Source organism: Dellaglioa sp. CoH-56-MRSF-13 (genome assembly GCF_056782095.1).
Genome location: NZ_JBXAYC010000001.1, coordinates 309,001 through 334,142, shown reverse-complemented (window position 1 = coordinate 334,142; position 25,142 = coordinate 309,001). Strand labels below are relative to the sequence as shown.

Sequence of the window (25,142 nt, the reverse complement as noted above, 5' to 3'; positions counted from 1 at the left end):
TATTCACATGGATATATATAACCGATATGCGCCTTTTATTCAAGACTACATTTACCGGTCTGGCTGGCGAACCCTGCGCGCTGTTCAAAATGCGGCCGGAGATGCCATTTTTAACACAGATAAGAATGTTCTTTTAACGGCATCTACTGCTTCTGGGAAAACGGAAGCTGCTTTTTTCCCTATTCTAAGCCTACTTGATGAACAACCATCAAGCTCAGTTGGAGTACTGTATATTGCCCCCTTAAAGGCTTTGATCAATGACCAATTTGGTCGATTAAATGAGCTTTGTGAAGAAGCTGATATTCCAGTCACACGTTGGCATGGGGATGCCCCTCGAAGTCAAAAGCAAAAATTACTACGCAAACCAGCCGGTATTTTACAAATTACACCGGAGTCCTTAGAGGCTTTGATGATAAACAAGTCTATGGAAATCCCTGCCCTTTTTGGTGATTTACGCTTTATTGTCATTGATGAGATACATTCACTTTTACGTTCGGATCGTGGTGGACAAACCTTTTCGCTAATTGAACGCCTCTGTCGACTATCGGGCAGTAATCCAAGACGAATAGGATTATCAGCTACAATCGGAAATCCAAAAGCAGCGGGTAAATTTCTTGCCGCAGGTAGTGGCAGAGAAACTATCATCCCAAAGTTTGACGGTGGAAAAGAAGTATGGCGACTGTCAATCGAACACTTTTTTAATTCAGAACCACAAGCTAACGAGACGATAAATAGCGTGATAACAGCCCCACCTACCTCTGCTTTAGAACCTGCCACAGATAAAGCTCCAAAGGCAGCAAATCCAGGTATAGGCTATATTTTTGAACATACACGTGGCAAAAAATGCCTCATTTTTACTAACTCGCGAGAAGAGTGTGAATTAGTCTGTCAAAATTTACGGCAGTACTGTGAAGTCAACAACGAACCGGATCGTTTTCTTATTCATCACGGAAACCTTTCAACAGCCTATCGAGAAAGTGCTGAAGAAGCCATGAAAGATGCTGATTCTCTCATGAGCGTCTGTGCCACCGCAACACTAGAACTTGGTATCGACATTGGTAGACTAGAACGCGCCTTTCAGCTAGATGCACCATTTACGGTTTCCGGATTTTTACAGCGTATGGGCAGAACCGGCAGAAGAGGTGACCCTTCTGAAATGTGGTTTGTTATGCGCGAAGACCACCCAGAAGCTCGTGCTATGCTACCAGATTTGGTGCCCTGGTACCTTATTCAGGGTATCGCTCTCGTACAATTATATATCGAAGAACGTTTTGTAGAACCACCCAAAACAGACAAATTGCCTTTTTCCCTGCTTTATCACCAAACAATGAGTACATTGGCATCATCTGGCGAAATGACACTTGCTGAACTTGCTTCACGCGTCCTAACGCTTTCTGCTTTTCATCGAATTAATCAAGAGGACTTCGGAACTTTACTGCGTCATCTGATCACAATCGATCATATCAATCGTACCGAAAATGGCGGTGTAATTGTTGGTCTTGCTGGTGAACGTATTGTTAACAACTACAAATTTTATGGGGTCTTTCAAGAAAACATCGAATATACAGTCCGTGCAGGATCAGAAGAGTTAGGTACAATTGTCAAGCCACCACCAGTCAGTGACAAGATTGCCATAGCAGGACGTGTATGGGTTGTCGATGAAGTTGATCACAAACGTCGTGAGGTATACTGTACGCTCGTTAAAGGTAACAAACCAGCCTACTTTGGAGATGTCGCTGGGGATATTCACACCAGAATCCTAGAACGTATGCACGATGTCCTTGCAGAGCAAAAAGACTATTCCTACTTAATGCCACAAGCTAGAGGCCGTCTAGCAGAAGCCAGAGAAACGTTTAAAAAGGCAGAAATGGCTAATCGTCCACTGGTTCATCTTGGTGGCAAAATGTGGGCATTGTTTCCATGGCTTGGCAGTTACGCGTTCCTTGCGCTTGAGCGGTTTCTGAAAATCCGTTGTGGTAAACGTCTTGGGTTGAAAGGCATGAATTCATCACGACCATATTACCTACAATTTACCATGTCTGTCAGTGAAGCAGAATTTTATAAAATCGTAGCAGAAGAAGCAGCTACCGATTTTGATCCTTTGGCATTGGTATATGAAAAAGAAGTGCCTGTTTTTGAAAAATATGATGAATATGTACCAGAAGAATTAATTCGTAAAGGATTTGCAAACGGTATCTTAGATCTCAAAGGAATGCAAAATCGCGTGCTTAGTTGGCAAAAACATCTCTAAACAGAGATTCTAAAGTATCAATGTGATAATAAACTAATTAGTTATCTACTTCAACAACGCTACTAAATCATCCGGCACATGACGTGGTCCTCTGATAGAGGTCGCGCCATGTTTTTTTAATTTCTCTAAGGTAAATGCTTGCTCATCATACGTTGTTATCAAATGTAAATGCATCATATACTTCATCGAAATATGCTTATCATGATGCGGATAAGCATCCTTGGCTTTGACAACTAAACATTTATAAATGATCGCTTAAATTGGCGCCGTAACAGACACACAAACAACATCATTTTCTTTAATATATATGTATAAAAAAGAAGGCTCGCATTACGAGCCTTCTTTTTTTGAAAACTTGAAAGTTTCCGAGACTATTCAAATTAAGTTCATCACATTTTTCCTAGTACTAATCATGTCTAATCGCACTGTTCAAATTCTTATGATTAAAAAAATAGATACTAAAAGCTACTGGAACAATTAAAATCATAACTGGAAAAAGTAATTTTATTGGTAAAATATTTGTAATAATGCCACCTAGAATTGGTCCTAAAGACATTCCTATGTCACTCCCCAAATAGTAAGTTGCAGTAGCCAGCCCCTGTTCTTGCAAAGGCGCTAATAATAGAGCTGTAGACTGGCAAACAGAAACCATTGTTCCAAACCCAATGGCCATCAAAGCCGCAGCTAACGCCATCTCTAAATTGTTATGCATTATGGTTAAGAAAAAAAGATAGCCCACAGTCACAATCATACAGATATAAAACCAAACACCAAAGGGAATACTGTCAAAATAGTTTTTTAATAAAATTCGACTAAAAATCAAAACAATTGAATAAATTACAAAAAATAAGCTAACAGTAATATTTAGATTACTTGCTCGAACATACATTACAATGTCAGCCTGGACCGCAAAATATGGAATAGAAATTAAAGCAAAAATTGATGCAACTGGTAATGCACTTCGTTGAATCAGCTTAAAATGTGTCGCTTCCTTACGAACGAAAGATGGCATGGCTCGATTATCAATAAACTGAATTGTGATTACCACGGCAATCGCACTGACAGCGGCCAAAAGAAAAATCATTTTATACCCTACTTTTTGATATATCTCAAGTGACAAAACTGGGGCAACTGCCATAGAAAGAGCGTTTACCAACCCATAATACCCCATCGCCGCACCAACACGTTGGCGCGGCACCAAGAAAGCCAACCAGGTTGCCAAGCATACAGTGCATAAGACAAAACCAACCCCATTAATGACTCTAAAAAAGAATAACCAAGCAGTATTAAAAGAAAACATATATCCAAAATCACTAATGGCACATAGAATACCACCAATAAATGTTAACCCATATTTTGATATTTTATCGGTAAGATTTCCAGCAATAGGTCTTAAAAATAATGAAGTAATACTCATAATACCAACAATTAAACCTGCTAGAGTACTAGTAATACCTAAATGTGTAACATAGCCACTGATTAACGGATTTACCGACTGAATACTAAATTGATAGAAAAAAGTGGCTATCATTACATAAATAACGTCTTTAGAAATAAATGTTTTTCGGTCCAAGTCCTTGTATCTCCCTTTATTCGTTCTAAGTCCAAGAAAATCCTCAAATGTTTCACAATAATATATAGTTTTCTCCACCAATTATTCAGAAATGCAAAATCTATAATTAATCCGAACAAAATTTAAAAGGTCAAAAAATTATGTCTTGCTATCAAAAACAATCACCGCTAGTTTTAGCTTTCGGTCGTCTGCGGAAGCGAGAAGCCAACACATCTTTAAACTGTTGTCATACTTGTTATCTCCAAAAAACACCAATTTGAGTCAGCTAGCCAACAATGAATTGACCTCCACTTTTTGCTATAAACTATTAAGGACGGTCTATTCCTTTAAATATTTCAAGAATATCCAAACTATGTTCTGTAGCATTATAAGGCATGTTTCCAATTCCTTTAGCACTTATTTTATCTACTTTAACAGCGTCCCAAGTAAGATCGGAATGACCTTCCGCCATATCTAATAACGTGTCTTTAATATAATTGTCCCGATCAATTTGTTCTTGACTGGCATTAGGGCTAATCTGTCCAACAATGCCGTACATCTCTGTTCCATGGACAGCGACTTCCGCTCCTTTGACAGGTGCAACAACTAACACATGTGATGTTCCACCTGCATTAGCATGAGCCACTGCTCCACGAATTTGAGGTAATGTAAAGGATAAATGCGTTAATAATAATCCCCTTACCTCTACAGGCTTCAAAGTATCATCAGCAAAGGAATTGATTACTTGCTGGGCTCTAGATAAAGGAATACGCATACTGTGGGCAAATTGCTCTGTAAGCCTGTCAAGGGTCACTGGATCAAAATCTTTTGTCCGATTTAAGACCCAATAAAAAGTTTCTTCTGTGGTACTACTAAATAGAATATCTACATCTTTGTGTTTCCCAGATTCAAGAACATGCATCGGGTGATCAGCTATAACCCCATTTATTAGTTGACTATCGTCAGTAACAGCTATCACATCATTGTCAATGCCATGTGGAGTACCCGGATCAGGTGATTGAGTTGCATTCATTGCTTCAGCTAATTCATAAGCATCGACCTGTAATAAGTGCTCTGGATTATTAACACAGTCAAAATGTTTTAACACTTTTAGAGCACGCTCTTGCGCCACCCATTGAGGCACTAATCGAGAAGGCATACCAGAAAAAGCTGCTAAATGATGATAAAGATTGTCAGCACTAGGCGCTGATAATAGTTCTAATGATGAAAAAGCACCTGCACTATGTCCCGTAACTGTGACATTATTAGCATCACCGCCAAAATAAGCAATATTTTTTTGAATCCATTTAAGAGCCGTTATTATATCTTTAAGACCAAGGTTAGTTGCATCTTTTAATTTACCACCATACTGTGCTAGTGATAACCAACCAAACGGTCCAAGGCGATAATTAATAGAAACGCCTATCACACGACCAGTACTAGCTAGTCCTGATACGTCAGAAACTGCTTGTGTATTTGATCCTAACACCCAGCCACCACCAAAAATATAAACAACAACTGGTAATGGTTCCTCCCCCATGTCTTCAGGGGCCCAAATATTAAGGTTTAGACAATCTTCGCTAAGTCCGCTAACGGCTCCCAGCCAACTTGTATCGCCAGCCTGCAAAGGTGCTGGTCCATACTTAACATACTGCTTTGTTTCATCAAAAGGAACCAACTCTGGTTCAGCAAATCTTTCAGCTTTGGCATAGGGAACGCCTAACCAACTGTGTACTTTATGTGTCGTCATTTCTATCTACTCCAATTTAAATTATTTATGTTATCTGACTGATTATTCCGATTTGTATTAATAATTATTCTTGTAAAACTTTTTCGCAACATCAAGGTCAATGCGAAGCAAACTCTATTTTGTCGGCATTCTTTTGTAAATCACTAATTGTGTATATTTTGTGCCTTCAAAATAGTTAAGAGAACTGTTTCAGTATATCGTGAATAAAGGTTAACTTCACCTTTTTAAACAATACTTTTAGCTTTACCAAAATCCATATCCATTGGTCGAATAAATGACCAAGTTGAGTGGATTACTTTCCAGCCATCTTCTTCTTTTTGATAAACTTCAATACAATTGTATTGCATATCAATCAACGTCGTTTTTGCATATAGTTGATATGTTAAAACAGCCATATCATCGACTGCTTGCACTCGTGGATATTCAAAATCGTAACTGTCAGCAAATAGTTTTCCTTCAACATTAGCTAAAACTGATTCTTTTATGTCTTCATAACTATCAACACGTCTTTTAACAGCACCGTCAAAATACGAAAACTGTTTTTGTGACCAAATATTTAGGTAACCCGAAGTGTCCCCTTTGAACCACTTATCCAACGCACCCTTTTCTAGTGCAATAATCTCTTCATTTAATTTGTTATTTGTATTAATCATTTTTTCTCCTTATTTATAAATTGGTCAGATTTCATGCCATAGCGATGTGCCTCTTGAATATCTCCCAGTTTGAATACCTTTTCAAGGTCTCTACTGAACCCCCCATCATGATAAAAACCTGCTGATCTTTTTTTAATTGACTTTTTTTGAAGTGGCATAAGCTTCATCAACAGCCTCAATAATTAGTACTTGCGGTATATTATCAACATAGACTATCTCGTTACGTCACAGTCAACCAAAAAGCATTAATTGAATCCGCTTAAGTATATTGACTATCCTTAAGCGTAACAGGTTACAATTTTTAAGAATAATTCCCGCGTTAACATTATTCTTCATTTTGATACCATTTATTGGTGTTGGCAACATTTACACGACCGAATTATGTTTGAATTCTCTTTGAAAATAAAAAAAGAAAGACCAATTCGAAAATGAATTGGTCTTTCCAAAATTTACCCACCAACACTCGTTGACATAGGGGTCTTAAGACTTCTTCTACTCATTCTATAATCTTAGAATTTTACTTTTTAGCCTTTTTTGATTTTTTTCTACCTATCATAAAGATAACTGATGTTGCGAGTAATGCAGCACCTAATAACGTTACCAAAAGACTTGTTGCCTCATTTGTTTGAGGAAGATTTCCTGTATCACTCTTTGTATTATTTGCTTTGCTTACTGTATTTGAGTGAGTGTTTCCTTCAGGAACATCCGTCAACGTTTCTGTTGTTGTATTTCCTTTTGAATTATCTGTTGGTGGTGTTACCGGCGGTGTCACTACTGTTTTATCTTCATCTTTAACATAAACATACGTGACTGTTTGTGCCGTATCCGTGAAGATACCTTTAGCATTACTTGGCGCCTCTTTCAACATCCAACCTGAAAGTTGTTTCTCTTTAGATGTATATGCGTCACCAATCTTACCAGAGAATGTTACTGAAGCTGATAATTCATTACCATCTTTATCAACATATTTTACAGTGACATCTTTAGCAGCTGATCTCGTATAAACATACGTAACTGTTTGAGTCTTATCTGTAAATGTTCCTTCTGCATTTTTAGGAGTCGTTTTAACATTCCAACCTGCAATACGTTTAGCAGTTGTCTTGTATGAATCTCCTAATTTACCAGAAAGATTATCTGGTGTTGCTAGCTCGTTGCCTTTTTCATCTACATACTTAACTGTTACAGCTTCAGCATCTGTTTTTTCATACACATACGTAACTGTTTGGGCTTTATCCGTAAATGTTCCGTTGGCGTTACTTGGCGTTTCTTTTAACGTCCAACCTACTAATTCCTTAGCGGTTGTCTTGTAGTCAGCGTCAATTTTACCAGATAAAACATCTGATGTTGCTAACTCGTTACCTTTTCCATCTACATATTTGACCGTCACATCAGCTGCATCTGCTTTTTCATACACATACGTAACCGTTTGTGCAGCATCTGTGAATATTCCTTGTGCATTCTTTGGTACTTCTTTTAACGTCCAACCTGATAATACTTTGGCATCAGTTGTATAAGCATCCCCAACTTTTCCTGAAAGCGTATCAGCTTTAGTTAAATCATTCCCACTTCCATCAACATATCTAACTGTAACAGGGACAGCATCTGCTTTTTCATACACATACTTAACTGTCTGAGCTTTATCCGTAAATACTCCCGTTGCGTTTTCAGGTATTTCTTTTAATGTCCATCCTGAAATATTTTTAGCGGTTGTACTATATGGATTTGATACTTTTCCTGAAAGCACATCTGATTTAGCTAATTCATTTCCGTCTACATCAACGTATTTAACCGTGATATCAGCTGCATCCGCTTTTTCATACACATATGTGACTGTTTGTGCGGTCTCTGTAAATGTCCCACTTGCATTCGTTGGTGTTTCTTTCAACGTCCATCCTGAAATATTTTTAGCAGTTGTACTGTATGGATTTGATACTTTTCCTGAAAGTACATCTGATGTTGCTAATTCTTTTCCATCTGCATCGACATACTTAACTGTAACGTCAGCCGCATCCGCTCTTTCGTAGACATATGTGACTGTTTGTTTATCAGCAGTAAACTTACCACTTGCGTTACTTGGTGTTTCTTTCAATGTCCATCCTGAAATAACAGCAGCATCTGATGTATAAACATCACCAAAATCACCAGTAAGTTCTTTTGAATCAGCTACCGATTTACCATTTTCATCGACATATTTAACAGTCACTGGTGCAGAAGTTTTCTTATAAACATAGTTAACTGTTACTGCATCAGCCCCAAACTTACCAGAAACGTTACCTTCTACTTTTACAAAGTCGTAACCTGAAATCTCTTTTTGAGTTGTCGTATATGGATCATCGAAGTACCCACTTTGGACAACATCATCAGCAAGTTTATTACCATCTACATCTACATAATTTGCAGTAACATCAGCGCTAGCACGAATTAATTGTGTGCCTATTGCACCAGTTTCAACAACTTGCAACTTGTTAATTGCGATACCAAAACTGTTGTAAGCACCACGTGTTTCTTGAACAGCGCGTGACACTTTCGTTGTTTCAGCTGGTTTATTACTAATTAATGTTGAATCTGAAATTTCAGATTCTTTAGGCGCAACTAGATCAAATGATAATGTAACTCCCTTACCTTGGGCCCATTCAACTCCGTCATTAAGCGTAATTTTGTATGAATGAATGGTTGACCAATCAGCTACTTTATCAGCTGTTACCCAAGTTGCATCTTCAGCCCCAGTTGGGTCAACAATTTTAGCCGTTCCTGCTGGATAATTTGTATTCTTATCTAATATACCGGCACGTTTAGGATTTTTAGATGTACTATATAAAACAGTCATCTTATTTTCCCATGCACTTGGTAAAGTAATGGCCCCATCTAATTTCATTTCATAAGCCGAATTACGTGCTGCACCATCGGTAATATTTGAATCTCCGACAGATGGTAAAACATCTAAGAACTGCATTGATGTAATTTTATCATCTGTATTATTTGTTAATGTTGCTTGATAAGTGGCTTTTTTGCCGACTGTAACATTACCTAAATCGCCAAACTTATCATCTTTATCACCTTTAATACTTGCATCAACATCAATATTTGATTCTTGATTTAACACATATGAATTACCTGTTTTAATAATTGGTGTGTCTGTTTTACCATCTTTATCAATATCATCTGTATCAACAGATTTTACTGTATCCGTTAAAAGTGGTTCATCACCTGTCGGTTTCACAGCTGTATAATCAGTATCACCAATTGTTCCTGTCATGTTAAATGTCATATTAGGTGTCGCATCTTTTGAAATATTAATTTTAAATTGACCATTAAGGAATTTACCGGCTACTAATTTGTCGCCATTCATTGTTACTTTAACGAGTTGTCTTCCAGTACCTTTGTAATCCTTATCATATAATTCAGCGCTATAGTTCGTTGAAGCAACGCTTTCTTTGAACGTTACACCTGTTGGTAATAGCACATAACTCAGATAAGGTCCTGATAAAGGTGAAATTGATGCCTTATTATTTTCTATTGAAGTTAAGACAGTATTTTCACCTTCATTAACTGTACTTCCGACTGTATTTAGTAAACTAACTGAAGCTTTAACAACTTTTGTTTCACCGGTTGTTTTTGCTGCGACTTCAACGTGACGAGGCGCAATTCGATCTGTATAAACCTGACCATTTTCACCCTTAAATGCCTCTGCCCATGGGTTAGATGTGTAATCAACATATCGAGCTGCTTCAAAACCTGTTTCATCAGGTGCCTGAACGCCATAGAAAGTCATATCCATTTTATTAGTTATTTGACCAGTGAATCCTTTATCAATCGTTGCGTTAACTTTCATCCCGCTATTATACAATCCAGCTGGAGCCATTTTAACGGTTTTTTTACTTTCTGGATCATAGGTTGCAGATGCAGCTATGTCTCTATTTGCTGGAACTTTTGTTATCTTCTCATCATGGAACCACAGCCAAATATTAGCCACTTTTTTCCCATCCGGAATACCTAACTGAGCACGTGTGTAATTGGCGTTAGTCTTCATATCCATATTGAGTAATGTCCAGTTATCATCAACTTTTCCATCTGTTTCGTATTTTACCAACATAGCAAATGGTACTTTAGCTTTTGTTGGTGAAAAAGTTGGTAAATTATTGTTTGGCATGTAATAAAAATTACCCGTTGTAAAACTATCAAGATTTAAATGCGTATCCACATCATAATAAATATTATAATAAGAAAATCCAATATAAGGTGATGTCGCATTTTGTGAGGATAATGTTAATCCATAACTTAGATAAGCATCATCGTTAACTGTCACATCCGGGTCAATTAATGTAGCTGATGCCACGCCACCGTTTCCATCTTTTGGTCCTAAATGATTAGTTGGAAATGCTGATCCACCAGGAATTGGAATTGGAACTTCCTTAGGATCATTGGGCATAACCATAACCGTTGATTTAATTGGTGCTGTACTATTTACACTACCATCAAGGAAAGTTGCTGTTGAACTCACTGTATTCGTTATCTGTGAATAATAGGCAGCCTTGTCAGTTACTTTTGCTTGGATAGTCACATTTTTTTCAAAGAAATCAGTCACAGCTGCTTTTTGTTCAGCGTAACTTGGTGCTGTATATTCCCAGGTTAATGTTCTACCATCTGTACTGACACTCGGTTCTTGTGCGCCATCTTTTACACCATAGTAGTCTATTCCAGCGCCTAATTTATAGGTCACGTTAACTTTAGAACCTTCTTTAACATACAGTGCGCCTAATTCCTTTTTCGGCGCACTAACCCCTACACCATAGTTTACAATATCGCCACGATTAGGATTATTATATGTTTGTCCTTCAATACTAGTAACTTTATTTGTCATAGCATAATTATTATTTGCTGTTATATTAATTGAAGTTTTAGAATCATAGCTTTTATTTTCGCCATTCTGATCCGTTCCAGTAAATGTTGCTGCTGTGTCTAATTTTGTATTAGGCATAATTGCGCCATTTGCTGTTCCTATTTTTATAATTACTTTATTTGCTGTTCTTGCATTAAGCGTATCAAAATGATAATTCAATACACCTTTATCTTTATCATAAATTGGTGTGACGCCCGCAATTTTAAGTTCTGATAAATCTTGCGTAAATGTCATATTTTCATTTAAATTACTTGGTAACGTAACCTTTATATCGGCATTGGTAAATGAGGTGTTCTTACCTGAAATTTTAAAATATAAATTAAAATTAGCCAATTGGCCAGCTTCAATCGTATCTTTCTGTGCTTCAACTGTAAGATCCGTATTTGTATCTCCAGTACGAGTCATACCTGTCTCTGCTTTTGTCGCTTTTTTAGCAGTTGACGCCGTAGCTGCTTTTGAAGATGACGTTTCTGTCGTTGGATTAAGGTCCTGCGCAAACACAGAAGATAATGGTAATTGCGTGAACAACGTTATCATTGTTGTTGCGATAGTTAGCCCCTTTTTCATTTGTCATGCCCCCTTGTAAGTAATAACCTATTAAATAATATGCCGCCCCCGGCACAAATTAATTGTAACATCACAACAATCTTATGTAAACGTTTACGGCTTGCACTATTTAATCGTCTTTCCAAAAAAATAAAAGGGCATCGAAATCCTATTAAAAATGGATTTTAATGCCCTTTTATACTACCGTAATTCTAACTTACCACATTTATTAAATCAGACGTGGTCATTTAGAAATAAAACGTTCGGAACCAACTATGTTCACCCTCATATTTAAATACTGACAAATCAAAACCTGATAATGCGTAACTAGTAAACATGACTATAGCGCCAAACCAGATCAGAAATAAACTAATTTTCAACCAATTACGTCTTATATATTCAATCATTTTAAGCGACCTCCTTCAATTGTCTTCTGAATAAACGAATTAACCAGCGTGTCAGACTAATCGAATATTTAATTAAATATTTCGTTGAATACCAGGTCATTGCGATGAATAAAATACCAACACCTACAATTACAAAACTTACCCCAAATTGCATCAATCCAACGTTAAAACCTTGATTAAACATATCAAATGGCGATAGTCCTAAACTAATCACGCCACTGATAATAAATGAGGTAGCGATTACGCCTGCAATCATTGGTACTAACCATATTAAAAAATAAACTGTGGCAATTAGAATAGCAGCCGTCAGCAATAGCGGTCCCCATACAGGTGCTCCTAGGATAAGTAAAATGACAATCAAAACGATTATTGGTGTCGATAACTTTTTTTGTATTTTTGGTCGGTCATTTTGAATCAAACGTATCGCAATTTGACTTGGATTTTCTAAACTTAGAATAATATCTGTCACAGATTCGCCCGCTTCTAAACGGTCATCAATCATCTCGTCATAATAATCAAGTGTATTATCAATGTCTGCCGCTTGATAATGTTTAAGTTCTTCTTCTAGCTCTACAATAAATTTTCTCTTACTCATCGTTACACTCCCTTTATGTAATCGTAAACGTTTATTACCTGTTGCCAATCATCTAAAAATTCTTGAATATCTACTAATCCCGCCTCAGTTATGTGATAATATTTTCGCAATCGACCATTGTGTTCAACACTGTAACTCTCAATAGCGCCTTGTTTTTCTAGTCGTTTCAAAATGGGATAAAGAGTTGAATCTGAAAGTTCAATCACGCTTGAGGTGTCTTTAATAATTTGGTAACCATAAGAATCTGATGTCCTCAGCGTCGCTAACACGCAAAATTCTAATAACCCTTTTTTCATCTGTATATTCATCAACTCACTCCTTTCAAAATCAATACTATACGTTACATAGTATAATGTCAAACGATATATTATTTTATCCAAAAAAATCGACAATGTCAGTAAGACAACATTGTCGATTAAGTGGATTATTAATAATAGCTTTACTCTGTAGAACTGCCAAAAAGTTCATTGTAAGGCTATTTATTTTTTGCTTTAAAGTATTGTACAATTGGTCTCAATAAGAATATGCCTAACAGATAAATCCTAACATCATAAAAAATCGAACTGACTAAACTATCTTTAATAAAGAATGACAAGATTATTAAACATAAAGATAGGCTACCAAGAACAGAAAGGGTTTCATTCATATAATCTTTATATTTTTTCATTTTCATATCCTAACTAAAGCTATTATTTTTTTCAAATTGATAATAACACCTCGTTTTATCTTTGTCTATTTTAAACGATCTTATCAATTTAACCAGTAAGAAGACAGATAAGATTACATCAAATTAATTTTGTAGTATATTAAAATAAATATTAATTCATATCATTATGAAGGGTGGTCCTATCAATGAAAAAAATATTTAAAACTGATAACAATCAAGTGAAGTGGCTAATGAGAATCGGTATCGCACTCTGTATATTGGGCCCATGGATTGCCTTTTTAAATGGAATTGTCGGCTTATCTTTAGCTGGTTTAGGACTTTCTGCTGTTACAGATTCTATTCTCAACTTACCCTTCTTTCAGAAAAATTTTTTTTACTGCTTATTATCAATCCTTTTAATGCTATTGGTTGCTATCATCATTCTCATTTATATCCTTCTAATCATACTGCTACTAAATATACAATTTTAATCATAAACACTGTAAAAATGATTCTTCAATTAAAAAACTAGCTGATAAACCCAAATTAGGTTTATCAGCTAGTTTTCAGTTTTTAATGTCATAACTTTGATTCTGTTTCGTTCGTTTAATCATATAGTGTACATACATTGCAGAGTTCGCAATGGTCACTAATACCGTTATACTCACAATTTCTGGAAAATTGTTAAATATTAAGCTTAATATTACACCCACTATAGTTGTCGTTGTAAAGAATCCAATGACCACATTACCCAATCGTAAGTATTTTTTATTATACGGACTGGTTAAGAATAACCCTAAATAAAATAACGATATACCTAAATATAGACATAGTACTGAAAAGTTTTTAGGTATTTCGATTTCACTAATAAAACCTAACGAAATAGTGACTAAACTTAAGCCAAACAAGACAAAGTAATGAATATAAATTAATCGAATACCTGTTTCACCCGAACGATTTTCATCAATATAATGATCCATTTGAGTAATATAGGTCATAAAAAGTGCACCGATAATCATGAATATTAAAATTGAATAAAAATTAAATGTTTTAACGGTGAAATACGAGGCAATACCGAGAATACTTTCTCCAAATGTAATAATTGTTAATAGTGTTAGACGCTCTAATATATGTGGAAAATTAAGTGGGTGGAGTTTCAAAACTGAACCACCAAGAGCTGGTAATATCCAACTCACTGCAATACCCAGCAAGAATACCGCAATGCCTATGTTTAGTGGCAAAAAGGAGCCAATAAATACGAGTAATGTTCTTGTTGCAACAATCAACATCATTAGTTTAGCAATTTTTTTATCATCCTTTTTAGCAGCTGTCAGGTATACCGTGCCATATTGAACAACTAATACTGTGGATAATAGCCCTGTTGCAATTGCAAATGGTTGGAACCAATTATGGATATCCCCCTCAAAAGCATTGGACATATAAAGTAAAATTGCCATATCAATCATAAAAAGAATAATATCAGTCATCGAGTTTTTTCTATATCGATTAATAAAAACACTCTTAATCATCCATGTGTTAATAAAAACGACCATTACCACTGAAAAGATAATAAATGCACTAATCATACTTGATGTGCTTACTTGAAAATGATGAAGTAAATCCGTAGCTTGTGAAATTGCGTATGCAAAGACTAAATCATAAAATAATTCAGGTAATTCAACTTTCTTTTTTCTGACTTGTTCTACCATTTTAATTCCCTCGTTTTTTTAAAATTAATGAGTTAGATTACTCTACAAATCGTTTAAATACTACTAAAGACATTTTATTATAGCACCTTTTTCCAATTTATCTGAACTATATGAATAGCTAAATAAAAGAACCATCTGGATAAGCACTTTTAGAGAAGCAACTATCTAGATGGCCCTTTATTAATTTTGTAGATACAATTAATAAACGATTATATTTTAAAAGAATCTCTTAATTAATAAGAATCTTTGCCGTTCCTATAAATATCATTACCATCATAGATCTTATCGTTCACTTTAAAATGATTATCCACTTTAATGACAATGTCATTCCCAATCCAATAATTTTTTGGCGTCAATTTTAAAAATCCAAGTTTATTCTTTGCTCCCGATTTGAAACTTTCCATCTCACTTTTATTTATCTCACTCCGTACATACTTAGTCACGCCATCTTGAAATTTAATCACTAAAAATAAATTTGGTAACATGCCGACTTCGTTTATGCTAGGTATCCCATTGTTAGCCATTAGTATGCCTCCTCTTTACTAATCGTTTTTCTCGTATCCACTTTCGTTGTAAGACGCTTAAGTAATACATTCAACCTATATAAAAAAACAAAGTACTGATTACTCAGTACTTTGTCTACGTCTGAAGTATTCTCATCTCAAAAATACTTTCTATTTATTCTATCCATTTATTTGGTGCCATGCTTTTATTTGGGCTAAACGCTCTTTAAAACGTCGTTCCTTACCTTCGCTGGTTGGTTTATAATATCGATGTCCTGCTACGGAAGGTGGCATGGTACTCATAGTCGTTAACTTATCTTTGGCATAATGAGCTAATTCGTACCCTTTACCGTACCCTAGATCTTTCATTAATTTGGTAGGCGCATTACGTATTTGTAATGGTACGGGATCATTGGCCGTGGTTTTAACATCTTTAGCTGCAGCTAATCTTGCCTTATAAACGGCATTTGATTTAGGTGCCAGAGACAAGTAGGTTACTGCTTCCACTAAGTGAACATCACATTCAGGCATACCAATGAATTGGCATGCCTGAAAAACATTAATTGTCACATTGAGTGCATTCGTATCTGCTAACCCGATATCTTCACTTGCAAATCGAACAAGTCGCCGTGCTATATATATCGGGTCTTCTCCGCCTTCTAGCATTCGGGACAGCCAATAAATAGCAGCATCGACATCACTATTACGCATCGATTTGTGCAAAGCTGAAATTATATTATAGTGTTCTTCCCCATTTTTATCATAACGGACAAATCTTTTATTAATCAATTGGCTTAAATTATCCATCGTCACCGTAACGATATTATCAGCTTTTTCACCATTCAGAACTGCCATTTCCAAGGTATTTAATGCCATTCTGGCATCACCATCTGCAAAATTAGCAATCGCTTGAATTTCATCAGAACTAATGTGGATTGTTTGTTCTTCAAATCCGTCCGGGTTGCTGAGCGCGTTTTCGATTAATACAACAATATCTGCCTGTTTAAGCGCATGCAGTACAAATACTTTACACCGGGATAATAACGCTGAATTCACTTCAAAAGACGGATTTTCAGTTGTAGCACCGATTAAAGTAATACTACCTCTTTCAACATAAGGCAAAAATGCATCTTGTTGTGCTTTATTAAAGCGATGTATTTCATCGACGAAAACAATGGTTTTTTGACCAATTTCACAATCTAACTCCGCTTGTTTCATAATTTTTTTTATCTTACTAATACTACTATCAACTGCACTAAAGCTTAAAAAATTAGATTCAGTTTTACTTGCTATAATTTCGGCTAAAGTTGTTTTACCAACACCAGGTGGACCCCAAAAAATCATTGAAGGAACTTGATCACTTTCAATAATTTCTCGTAATATTTTGTTAGGGCCAAGTAGATTCTGTTGACCAACAAATTCTTCTAATTTTCGTGGTCGAACTCGACTGGCTAATGGTGAATTTTGAGGTTGATTAGAGAAAAGAGATTCCTGTTTCATTGATCAAACCACCTTTCTTTTAAGTCTGAATTTTTTCATGTTATACTTAATCATACACTGTACCGTTACGTTACAGACAATAAAGGAGCCTTATATGTTAAAAATAAGTGAGATGGCCAAATTAGCTAACACAACTCGCCGTACATTAATCTTTTATGACCAAGAAAATATTTTTAAACCTGCCCAAAAAAACGAATCTGGTTATCGTTATTATGATTATGACCAATTATACGATTTGCTATTTATACTTGGTTTACGTAGTTTAGATATTTCAGTAGCTGATATCAAGGAAATTAAAATCCATTCAAAAGGCGTACCAACACCTCAATTACTGAATGCTCAAGGTAAAATTGATAAAAAGATTGACGAATTAGTTAAAATTAAAAATGTTATCAACAAAAAAATTGAAGAACAATCTGTTACTAAGGACACTACCCTATATCAGCCCAAGATAGAAAACCGAATGAAAACAATTTTTTGGTGTTCTCGTCAATCCGTAGGTTGTACTGAGGAAGAAGTCGCTCAATTATTTTCAGAATTCTATAAACAATTAGACGCATTAGCTGTTATGGATACAACACAATCTGGATTTTTTACAACATTGGCTGTTGATAATCCAATCGGTTACGCTGAAGCGTCTTTTAGAGTTATCAAAGAAAAACTTACAGATGATCATGACGTTTTTATCCCAATCATGGAAAAACATGCAGGTAATTACGCATGTATTTTAGTGGAAAACAATGAAGCTGGTATCCATCAAGGATTAACTAAACTAAAATCATTCTGTCAAAAAAATAAGTTAAAAACCGCAGACTATTTATGGCAGCTTAATTCTGGCGACACCCTTATTAAAACTGGTTCCTCAAAATACGGCTGGCTTGAGTTTGCCATTTTGAATGAAAAGATTGAATAGACAAGAAAAAAAATTAGGCAACCTTCCTCCGGTTTAATACCGAAGACAAGTTACCTAAAGATGTGAAGTGAACCCAAATATTGGAAACTTAGAAACTACTTTTTTAGATTAGTTAAATAATTCAATCTGACACTCTAGTCGTTAGTAACAATAACCTGTCCGATTGGACGGTCTTTTTCCATCAAATAGCGATGAGCGTCTTGAATATCATCTAGTTTAAAAACTTTAGAAATCGGAAAGTGAAACTGTTTTTCATTAATAATATTAAACAACTCATTAACCATAGAACTATCAACATTAGATGAATCAAAAACTGTCGCGTACTTATTCGCCAAGTTGATGAACGGGTCAAAGTCTTTCCATAACCATTCCCCACTCAATTGACCAACTAACGTGTAAAACCCTCCTGTTTTAAGATGTGCTAAGGAATCCTCTACAGTTGTAGTACCTACCACGTCAATTATCACATCAAATTTGTTACTTGTTTCAATATGATTATCTTGATCTAATATGACTTCATTAGCTCCTAAAGTATATAGCAACTCTTTACGGTTGTTTTGCCTTGTTGTACTAGATACAGAAAGTCCAAATCCCTTTCCTAACAATAACGCAGCCATTCCAACTCCAGTAGTTCCACCACGAATTAATAAAGATTGACCTTCCTTAAATCGTGTTGCTTTTAAAGCCCCAAAAGCAGTATAGAAAGTTTCAGGATAACTGGCTAACTCTATCCAAGTTCCATTGAATGTTACAGGATAAATGATATTATCAGGAACTAAAGCATATTCTTGATAACTACCATCAAATTCACGCCCAAGGCCACCCATAAAAATTACGACCTTTTGTCCTTTTTCTAAGTTACTTTCCTGTGAAGGCTCATAGACCTCACCAACAGCTTCAACACCTATTACTCTCGGAAATTTAACTGAAGGTGATCCACCTTCTCTAGTTAGCACCTCATAACGGTGTACTGGAAAAGCATGAATCTTTATAACTGTTTTATTTTGAGTTGGATTTGGAATTGAGCGTTCGACAATTTCCAGTACTTCTGGGCCACCTGATTTTTTTACAACAACTGATTTCATAATAATTAACCCCCATTAAGTATTTTTTATACATTTACAATATACATAAATATATACTATCTTGTTACGTCACAGTCAAGTTAGAGTGCTCAGCAAATAGAATTATATCGATTAAATGCATTTTATTTAAATTGTTTAAAATAAAAACACCGCATAATACTTAGATTTTCGCCTAAATATTATGTAGTATTTTATTGTCTAAATAAAAGGTCTTCCACCTGCGAGCATTAATCCTAAAACACCCACACATAGGCAACAGATGCCTACCGCGTAGATGATACTTTTATTTAATTGCTTTTTATTTTTTCGTGCAAAGGTCATTTCAGTTAGTCCAATAAATATTAAGGCAACAACTAATTTAATGGCCGTTAAAATTGGATTTCCTTGCCATGCGTACCCTAGCAACATAATACCACTAGCAATTGAAATCAAATATCCCAGTCTCGTAATCATTTGATAAATTTTTGTATTAGTATTTGTAAAAATTGTGAGCGCCACTAGAACCGCTATCACAACCCAAGTAATCAAATGTATCCATAACCAAATCATAGTTAATCTCCTTTTATATCAATCTTACTGTTAGCTTATCATTATCCATCATTAAATCAAGGATTCAAAATTATTTAAACGATTGTGATTACTTTCATGCAAAAAAAATAATCCTTATACTAAAGGATTATCATTTTTAAGCTTATTCCCATTCAATTATAACGGTCGATTACAATCGTTGTTACAACGGCATTTATGCCAGTTTATTATTCATTGGCGGAGCTGCGGCGGAGCAACAGTCTGATTACCATTAAACTTCACCTTAGATTCCTTTGGTGCTGCATAGGTTATATGACCTGACATCATCTGTGCTAGTTCCTTATCTGCACCAACATACATGTGCGCATAGTGCCTTAACGTAATTTCCGGGGATGAGTGCCCCAGCCGTTTAGACAGAACAAGCACTGATACATTGAACTCATTAATCAAGTAACTAGCATGACTATGCCGAAGTCCTTTCCCTTGTATCGGGTGAACATTGGCCAACTTGGCGTACCGATGGATTATCCGCATGAGCGTTGATTTCAGCATCGGGCTTCCGTCATAGCTAAAGACAAAATCATCCTGCTTACCAAAACCATTCTGAGTTTGACGTTTTTTCCAAACACGGAGCACCTTCAAAGTATCCCGATCTATGGAGATAGTTCTCAAACCGCTATCAGTTTTAGTGTAGTCATGCCGTTCCCAATTTTGTTTGGTCTTGATTACCAGCATGTGAGTAACGCGTAATTGTGCATGCGTGAAGTCCACGTCCGCCCATTGTAGCGCCATCCCCTCATTAACACGAACACCCGTCATAAAGTAAACATACAGCATGACAAAGTTCAGGTGTTCGTAGTAGTCGCTAGTACAAATCTGGTTTAGTACAGCTTGAAACTCACTCTTAGTCCAATACGGCACCGTAGCACGTCCCTTAGGTATCGCCTTAACACGCTTTGACACATTACTAGGTAAGTAATTCATCTCAACCGCAAAATCCAGCGATTTACGAAACATACCAAAGACCAAACTTGCATAGCTCTGTGAGTAACCAGCATCTGTAAGCAGCCAGTTCCTAAAGCCCTGAACCTGCCTAACATCTAGCTTTCGTAATTCTATATCTCCAAATTTTTGTACGAAGACGTTTAATGAAGTCTTACGCGTTTCAAACGTTTCTTTTTGTACGCTAGCTTGGTATGCAGGAATATACGATTTTCGCATGTACACGCCATAGGTTAACGCATAGACGGTATGGCCGCTCTCGCGATCAAATTCTGCTTTCAGTCGTACAACTTCCCTGTGCGCAGCAGTCGCTGACTTGAACAACTGGCCATCCGCGTCTTTTTGACTCTTTTTCCGGATTCTTTTTCCGGTACTTTCATCCACCCCCAACTGTATATCATAGTAGTAGCGGCCATTTTGGCCACTGTATACACCAGCGAACTTAGTCTTTGGCATCGTCTGCATCCTTTCGAATGGATGCTCCAATAATTGCCTCAACCGCTGCAACCGGTACCCGACCTAGGCGCCGATTGGTATAAAACTCATATCCTTGTTGTACCATGCTCCGCTTTGCTTGTCTAATTAATTCAGCAGCAGTATTCTCACGATAACCAAGCGATATCAGGTCTTTCTTCGTAACCGTGTTGTTTTCCATTCAAGGGCCTCCTCCATTCCCAAAATCGACCGTATTTTTTAGTTTCCAGACGGTCTTTATATCGTTGTCCTGCGCTAACTTGCCATCGCTCGTAATATCAATCTGGTAAATTGCTACATCTGTTTCCAGCGCACTATCTGGGCTGTCCAAGTGCCCAACAACAAAATTCGGTCTAAAAATTGCGAAATAACTTTCATCTAGATCCCAGTAATCCACAGTCGGCTGCTTTAGTCCATGGCTCACAAAGTACCGTGGTTGATGATATGCGTGCGGTATTTGTAGAAGTTCTTTAGTTATATATTTGGTAATATAGTTAGCTGCCTTACGCTTGTCGGCAATATGGCTTACCGTACTAAAACCCTTTTCCCAGCTATCTGCATTGTATATCTGCAATCCCTTTTTCTTAATTAGCCGCTGACTCTTGGGGTAACGTGCAGGCGTTAAAGGTGGGGCAAGTCCGCCAGTAACGCCATGAAAATGAATTCTACCCGATGAAGGATGAAGTTCAGGAATAAATAGGTAGTCAAACCTACCGAACTTTTCGCGCTGATACTTCAACCAAGCACGCAGCCGCCTTCGTGCATACTCATAGTTCTTTGCATTCACCTTCGAGTCATCAAACGTAAGCGTCCAAAACAAATTGAACGAATTTGCCTCTAGATAGTATTTCACCTTTCTCTTAATCCTAAATGCCTGCTGCACGAGTTGGGTTTCATCACTATATGACACATTTATAGGCATATTCGACTCTGGATTTTTCAATAATTTTGGAGATTTGTGAACCCTTGGCACGCCATATTTCACAATTTCGATATGATCTTCAAATGTAATAACTTTGGCGTTGTACTCATACTCACCGCTATTCTTGCTCATTTTTTCAGCTTATCTTGCCTGTATGTCAAGTAACAGGCAAGTCCTCGCTGGCAGTCGCAGCTTGTGGCGTTCCGCCACCGCCACGCCTACCAGCAAGCATTGTAAGTGTTGCTTTAAACGGCAGTTTATCTTCATCATATTTTGGCGGTAAAAATGCTTTTGGCCCATCCCAATTCAAACCATCCAGCCAAATGACACCACCAAATTCTTTTGCATCAATTAACGGTAAATCATGGTGACTCTCTCCAAACACCTCCTGAGCTTGCTGAGGCGACGTTCTACCTAAGCTGATCCGCATCCCTAGCGAACTCCTGGCCTCTGTTGGGAGCGCAGACGCAGGCATCATTTGCCCCGCTACAATAACCGAGATAGAACTCTGCCGTCCCTTTGTAATCAAGGACAACAGTTTGGCGTTGAATTGGGGATATAGTTTGTCGGCTGTTTTCCTCTGCTGATCCTCAGCCTTCATGTTTGCAACCAGCGACAGTAGCTCATCGACAACAAGGAGAATCGTACCCTGATGAAATTTTTCGCAATGCGTAATATCCCGCTCATCATCGGGATCTGCATTTAGCTCCTTGTATCGCTGATCCATGATTTTGCACAATTCGTCAACGAGCTGAATTGCCTCTTCCGTATTCATGGCAACCTTACCAATACGCTTCATCGACTGACCCAAGAACGCTGCCTTACCATCGATCGTATACACGACATTATCGGGATTATTTACCAAGAAGGATATAATCAGGCCCTTTAGCAAACTAGTTTTCCCCGTTCCTGTTGGACCGACTATCAACCCCATCGGCTGTTTAGATGTTAGCGACATTCTGCCAGTCAATTGAATATTGATCTTTTCGCTTGTCTGCAACGCGTCCAAACGGTTGATTGTAATTCGCTCATCCTTATTGTGAGTTAGGTTAATTTCGATAATGCCGTTTCCAGACTTCTTATCACGAATTTCCCAGTAAGCTGTCGTCTCCTTGGTGAGGAATGCAACCAGGCGGCGTCCAATATCCGCTTCGAAATCCGAGCTGACACGGCCACCCGTTAGTAGCGTGATCTTAACTTCATCATTCGAGACCACATATCCCCATCTTACGTATGCGACATGGCCAGTCACGCCTTGCTTAATCAAATTAACGTTTTCCGAAAATTGCCAAAGCAAACGTTCCATCTTCCAACGTTCAACTGGCGAATATCTACTGTGGAGATATCTCCAAGCCCCAGCAAGAGACACAACTACTCCAAGTAGTCCAAGCATCAGGATAATTGGCCATAGATCTAATTCCGATTTTTGGCCAATTATTTTAGCCCACGTCCACTTAGCGCAGCTCCAGAGAATGATTAGCACTGTAACACATGCCCAGACCTTAAACAATAATCTTGACCGTACCTGCTTGCGTTGATCAACCTCATCAATGGATTCATAGATGCTCAGCTTCGCAGTATGCGTAGAGACTGGCAAAAATCTGCTAATTGTTTCCCTTGCGTTTTTTATCATTCAAGAACTCCTCTTCAAAGTCTCCTACTTGCTGGCCGGTAAAAATTCTGTACGCAGCTGCAATCAAAGACTCAATTCTTTTAACATCGAATGCGTCACGGTTCGTGAGACAATATTGAGCTTCATTCAAGTACGCCCAAACAGATAGCTTCTTTTTTTCACTCATACCTACGCCTACTTCCCATCGCTAATATTCATAACAAGCTTCACGTCACGCCAGCCACTAGTACGCCCCGCGCTCCACTTAAGCATTACCTTGGCGTCTTTCAATTCAATCTCTGTGCCCAAAAGTTCTGCCTCAGAAATTTCCAGCAGATCCTTCTCATCCCCAACAAGTTCCAGTGCATACGTCTTTAAGTCCTCTACCCCGTCGCCAGATTTCTCCAATGTTTTGGCAAGTTCAGCATCTACTATGTGGCATACTACCTTTGCGACCGATCCGTTGATTGGATCACCGTTATCTGCGTAGCGCGGACTTTTTGATACCGATACCACGCGAGCTGCTTTTGGCTTCTCAACGTTGCTAATTTCAACTTCTGAAAGTTTGACCTTGGCTAGTTTCATGCATTTCTCCTTTTCTGGATAAACATCCAACACAGTTTTAATAGACTAACTTTTATCAAAGGCCTTTGATTGACTACATCTTATCTTCAATTACGCCCAATATATATATCAGGCTTCGCCAATGTCTTGACACCCGAAAAACCGGGTATTGACGTATCGGAAAAGATGTGTATCAAAAAAGGCGAAGTTTTTAAAACTTCGCCCTAAGTGACTATTTTGATATTTGTTGGAGAAACCGATTCATTATCAGCGGTGTTACCCGATAATCAACAAATCTTTTTAATGGTTCACCAAGTTGCTTAAGTTCGAGAACCTCACCTAACCCTTCTCTCGAGACACCGCCAGAATCAATCTTATCTATTAGTGGGATTCCTGCGGCAATGCTTTCGTTATCAGCACTACTTTCGAAGTCAATTACTGTCGCTATTTTCGTTTCTTGATTCCGAACTCTTGTGAATTTGTCCCACTCATTCAGCAAGTCGCTTTTTATTCCTTCATATATTTGTTGAATCGTATTGTTCGGAATCCTAAGAGGCTGTGTCTGCTTTATATCATTAATAAGGCTACCTAGTCGGTTATTTTGGAATTGCGCTTCATTACACACTGACTCAAATACATTAGGCAGATAGTTTCTAATTTCATAATTAGACCCCCAAATGCACTCATACACATCCTTAAAATTCAAGGTATCTACAAATCGTAGATAGTACTTGGAAGAAGGCACTAGATAAGGATTCTGACGCGTATCCAATCGGGGAATAGGTGCGGTTATGGAGTCAACCATCGAATAACTTACTTCGTGTTGGTAACTTGGAGCCTCATTATACTCTTTTGCATTCTTGAACCCAGCAGTTTGATATTTGGATACGCCCTGCTCCTTCATACGCCGCTTGAGTCTTTCTGAAAACACCCTGTAGATAAACCAGACCGTATCTCCATATTCGCCGAATGCTTTTTCCCTCGCGGCTACAGTGCTCATATCTATTCGTACCATATTAGCTCCTTGGCA

Annotated in this window: 22 protein-coding genes; 3 read left to right on the top strand and 19 right to left on the bottom strand. The window is 37.3% G+C overall.

The window, feature by feature from the left end; all coding sequences use genetic code 11:
* Window positions 1-7: 7 nt before the first annotated feature.
* On the top strand, window positions 8-2,251 hold the full coding sequence (locus AC1RP1_RS01550; RefSeq protein WP_481760891.1) for a DEAD/DEAH box helicase: 2,244 nt from the start codon (window positions 8-10) through the stop codon (window positions 2,249-2,251).
* A gap of 406 nt (window positions 2,252-2,657) precedes the next feature.
* Here the strand turns inward: AC1RP1_RS01550 and AC1RP1_RS01545 are convergent, their stop codons facing one another.
* The 7 genes from AC1RP1_RS01545 to AC1RP1_RS01515 form a co-directional block, all read right to left on the bottom strand.
* Complete coding sequence (locus AC1RP1_RS01545; protein ID WP_481761137.1) at window positions 2,658-3,782, bottom strand: MFS transporter; 1,125 nt, start codon at window positions 3,780-3,782, stop codon at window positions 2,658-2,660.
* 349 nt (window positions 3,783-4,131) lie between these two features.
* A complete protein-coding gene (locus tag AC1RP1_RS01540) occupies window positions 4,132-5,553 on the bottom strand; it encodes a carboxylesterase family protein (protein ID WP_481760892.1) in 1,422 nt (473 codons plus the stop codon).
* Window positions 5,554-5,777: 224 nt separating this feature from the next.
* A complete protein-coding gene (locus tag AC1RP1_RS01535; protein ID WP_481760893.1) occupies window positions 5,778-6,206 on the bottom strand; it encodes a nuclear transport factor 2 family protein in 429 nt (142 codons plus the stop codon).
* Window positions 6,203-6,373, bottom strand: coding sequence for a hypothetical protein (locus tag AC1RP1_RS01530; RefSeq protein ID WP_481760894.1), 171 nt, complete (start codon window positions 6,371-6,373; stop codon window positions 6,203-6,205). Before AC1RP1_RS01530 ends, AC1RP1_RS01535 begins: the two co-directional genes overlap by 4 nt.
* A 350-nt stretch (window positions 6,374-6,723) precedes the next feature.
* The gene (locus AC1RP1_RS01525; protein ID WP_481760895.1) at window positions 6,724-11,673 is read right to left on the bottom strand and encodes a MucBP domain-containing protein; all 4,950 of its coding nucleotides are present in this window, start codon (window positions 11,671-11,673) and stop codon (window positions 6,724-6,726) included.
* A gap of 387 nt (window positions 11,674-12,060) precedes the next feature.
* Window positions 12,061-12,654, bottom strand: a complete 594-nt coding sequence (locus AC1RP1_RS01520; protein WP_481760896.1) for a DUF1700 domain-containing protein — start codon at window positions 12,652-12,654, stop codon at window positions 12,061-12,063.
* Window positions 12,655-12,656: 2 nt separating this feature from the next.
* A complete protein-coding gene (locus AC1RP1_RS01515) occupies window positions 12,657-12,962 on the bottom strand; it encodes a PadR family transcriptional regulator (protein ID WP_409021630.1) in 306 nt (101 codons plus the stop codon).
* 544 nt (window positions 12,963-13,506) lie between these two features.
* Here AC1RP1_RS01515 and AC1RP1_RS01510 point away from each other — a divergent pair.
* The gene (locus AC1RP1_RS01510) at window positions 13,507-13,791 is read left to right on the top strand and encodes a hypothetical protein (protein ID WP_481760897.1); all 285 of its coding nucleotides are present in this window, start codon (window positions 13,507-13,509) and stop codon (window positions 13,789-13,791) included.
* Window positions 13,792-13,866: 75 nt separating this feature from the next.
* Here the strand turns inward: AC1RP1_RS01510 and AC1RP1_RS01505 are convergent, their stop codons facing one another.
* The 3 genes from AC1RP1_RS01505 to AC1RP1_RS01495 form a co-directional block, all read right to left on the bottom strand.
* Window positions 13,867-15,009: a low temperature requirement protein A gene (locus tag AC1RP1_RS01505; RefSeq protein WP_481760898.1), complete on the bottom strand. Its 1,143-nt coding sequence runs from the start codon at window positions 15,007-15,009 to the stop codon at window positions 13,867-13,869.
* 233 nt (window positions 15,010-15,242) lie between these two features.
* Complete coding sequence (locus AC1RP1_RS01500; RefSeq protein WP_481760899.1) at window positions 15,243-15,533, bottom strand: hypothetical protein; 291 nt, start codon at window positions 15,531-15,533, stop codon at window positions 15,243-15,245.
* Window positions 15,534-15,692: 159 nt separating this feature from the next.
* Window positions 15,693-17,012 carry a replication-associated recombination protein A gene (locus AC1RP1_RS01495; protein ID WP_481760900.1) on the bottom strand — a complete coding sequence of 440 codons (1,320 nt, stop codon included), beginning with the start codon at window positions 17,010-17,012 and terminating at the stop codon, window positions 15,693-15,695.
* Window positions 17,013-17,106: 94 nt separating this feature from the next.
* Here AC1RP1_RS01495 and AC1RP1_RS01490 point away from each other — a divergent pair, with 94 nt between their 5' ends.
* Window positions 17,107-17,925, top strand: coding sequence for a MerR family transcriptional regulator (locus tag AC1RP1_RS01490; protein ID WP_481760901.1), 819 nt, complete (start codon window positions 17,107-17,109; stop codon window positions 17,923-17,925).
* Window positions 17,926-18,059: 134 nt separating this feature from the next.
* Here AC1RP1_RS01490 and AC1RP1_RS01485 read toward each other — a convergent pair whose 3' ends face one another.
* The 9 genes from AC1RP1_RS01485 to AC1RP1_RS01445 all read right to left on the bottom strand — a co-directional run bounded on the left by AC1RP1_RS01485 (window position 18,060) and on the right by AC1RP1_RS01445 (window position 25,127).
* The gene (locus tag AC1RP1_RS01485; RefSeq protein WP_481760902.1) at window positions 18,060-19,010 is read right to left on the bottom strand and encodes a zinc-binding dehydrogenase; all 951 of its coding nucleotides are present in this window, start codon (window positions 19,008-19,010) and stop codon (window positions 18,060-18,062) included.
* A 198-nt stretch (window positions 19,011-19,208) separates the two neighbouring features.
* A complete protein-coding gene (locus tag AC1RP1_RS01480; protein ID WP_409021639.1) occupies window positions 19,209-19,559 on the bottom strand; it encodes a YisL family protein in 351 nt (116 codons plus the stop codon).
* 210 nt (window positions 19,560-19,769) lie between these two features.
* A complete protein-coding gene (locus AC1RP1_RS01475) occupies window positions 19,770-20,996 on the bottom strand; it encodes a tyrosine-type recombinase/integrase (RefSeq protein WP_481760903.1) in 1,227 nt (408 codons plus the stop codon).
* Window positions 20,983-21,195 (bottom strand): DUF3173 domain-containing protein, encoded by a 213-nt coding sequence (locus AC1RP1_RS01470; protein ID WP_003599276.1) that lies wholly within the window; start codon window positions 21,193-21,195, stop codon window positions 20,983-20,985. The genes AC1RP1_RS01475 and AC1RP1_RS01470 overlap by 14 nt, the downstream gene beginning before the upstream one ends.
* Window positions 21,196-22,068 carry a rolling circle replication-associated protein gene (locus tag AC1RP1_RS01465; protein ID WP_481760904.1) on the bottom strand — a complete coding sequence of 291 codons (873 nt, stop codon included), beginning with the start codon at window positions 22,066-22,068 and terminating at the stop codon, window positions 21,196-21,198. It lies immediately after the preceding gene.
* Window positions 22,069-22,093: 25 nt separating this feature from the next.
* Window positions 22,094-23,569 (bottom strand): FtsK/SpoIIIE domain-containing protein, encoded by a 1,476-nt coding sequence (locus AC1RP1_RS01460; RefSeq protein ID WP_481760905.1) that lies wholly within the window; start codon window positions 23,567-23,569, stop codon window positions 22,094-22,096.
* Complete coding sequence (locus AC1RP1_RS01455) at window positions 23,541-23,735, bottom strand: hypothetical protein (protein WP_481760906.1); 195 nt, start codon at window positions 23,733-23,735, stop codon at window positions 23,541-23,543. Before AC1RP1_RS01455 ends, AC1RP1_RS01460 begins: the two co-directional genes overlap by 29 nt.
* 8 nt (window positions 23,736-23,743) lie before the next feature.
* Window positions 23,744-24,133 (bottom strand): hypothetical protein, encoded by a 390-nt coding sequence (locus tag AC1RP1_RS01450; RefSeq protein WP_481760907.1) that lies wholly within the window; start codon window positions 24,131-24,133, stop codon window positions 23,744-23,746.
* A gap of 211 nt (window positions 24,134-24,344) precedes the next feature.
* Entirely contained in the window at window positions 24,345-25,127 is a 783-nt protein-coding gene (locus AC1RP1_RS01445) for a hypothetical protein (protein ID WP_481760908.1), read from the bottom strand.
* Window positions 25,128-25,142 lie beyond the last annotated feature (15 nt).

Coding starts and splice junctions, on each gene's coding strand:
- AC1RP1_RS01550 (WP_481760891.1), top strand. CDS start 8: ATGGATATATATAACCGATATGCGCCTTTTATTCAAGACTACATTTAC.
- AC1RP1_RS01545 (WP_481761137.1), bottom strand. CDS start 3,782: ATGATAGCCACTTTTTTCTATCAATTTAGTATTCAGTCGGTAAATCCG.
- AC1RP1_RS01540 (WP_481760892.1), bottom strand. CDS start 5,553: ATGACGACACATAAAGTACACAGTTGGTTAGGCGTTCCCTATGCCAAA.
- AC1RP1_RS01535 (WP_481760893.1), bottom strand. CDS start 6,206: ATGATTAATACAAATAACAAATTAAATGAAGAGATTATTGCACTAGAA.
- AC1RP1_RS01530 (WP_481760894.1), bottom strand. CDS start 6,373: ATGAAGCTTATGCCACTTCAAAAAAAGTCAATTAAAAAAAGATCAGCA.
- AC1RP1_RS01525 (WP_481760895.1), bottom strand. CDS start 11,673: ATGAAAAAGGGGCTAACTATCGCAACAACAATGATAACGTTGTTCACG.
- AC1RP1_RS01520 (WP_481760896.1), bottom strand. CDS start 12,654: ATGAGTAAGAGAAAATTTATTGTAGAGCTAGAAGAAGAACTTAAACAT.
- AC1RP1_RS01515 (WP_409021630.1), bottom strand. CDS start 12,962: ATGAATATACAGATGAAAAAAGGGTTATTAGAATTTTGCGTGTTAGCG.
- AC1RP1_RS01510 (WP_481760897.1), top strand. CDS start 13,507: ATGAAAAAAATATTTAAAACTGATAACAATCAAGTGAAGTGGCTAATG.
- AC1RP1_RS01505 (WP_481760898.1), bottom strand. CDS start 15,009: ATGGTAGAACAAGTCAGAAAAAAGAAAGTTGAATTACCTGAATTATTT.
- AC1RP1_RS01500 (WP_481760899.1), bottom strand. CDS start 15,533: ATGGCTAACAATGGGATACCTAGCATAAACGAAGTCGGCATGTTACCA.
- AC1RP1_RS01495 (WP_481760900.1), bottom strand. CDS start 17,012: ATGAAACAGGAATCTCTTTTCTCTAATCAACCTCAAAATTCACCATTA.
- AC1RP1_RS01490 (WP_481760901.1), top strand. CDS start 17,107: ATGTTAAAAATAAGTGAGATGGCCAAATTAGCTAACACAACTCGCCGT.
- AC1RP1_RS01485 (WP_481760902.1), bottom strand. CDS start 19,010: ATGAAATCAGTTGTTGTAAAAAAATCAGGTGGCCCAGAAGTACTGGAA.
- AC1RP1_RS01480 (WP_409021639.1), bottom strand. CDS start 19,559: ATGATTTGGTTATGGATACATTTGATTACTTGGGTTGTGATAGCGGTT.
- AC1RP1_RS01475 (WP_481760903.1), bottom strand. CDS start 20,996: ATGCCAAAGACTAAGTTCGCTGGTGTATACAGTGGCCAAAATGGCCGC.
- AC1RP1_RS01470 (WP_003599276.1), bottom strand. CDS start 21,195: ATGGAAAACAACACGGTTACGAAGAAAGACCTGATATCGCTTGGTTAT.
- AC1RP1_RS01465 (WP_481760904.1), bottom strand. CDS start 22,068: ATGAGCAAGAATAGCGGTGAGTATGAGTACAACGCCAAAGTTATTACA.
- AC1RP1_RS01460 (WP_481760905.1), bottom strand. CDS start 23,569: ATGATAAAAAACGCAAGGGAAACAATTAGCAGATTTTTGCCAGTCTCT.
- AC1RP1_RS01455 (WP_481760906.1), bottom strand. CDS start 23,735: ATGAGTGAAAAAAAGAAGCTATCTGTTTGGGCGTACTTGAATGAAGCT.
- AC1RP1_RS01450 (WP_481760907.1), bottom strand. CDS start 24,133: ATGAAACTAGCCAAGGTCAAACTTTCAGAAGTTGAAATTAGCAACGTT.
- AC1RP1_RS01445 (WP_481760908.1), bottom strand. CDS start 25,127: ATGGTACGAATAGATATGAGCACTGTAGCCGCGAGGGAAAAAGCATTC.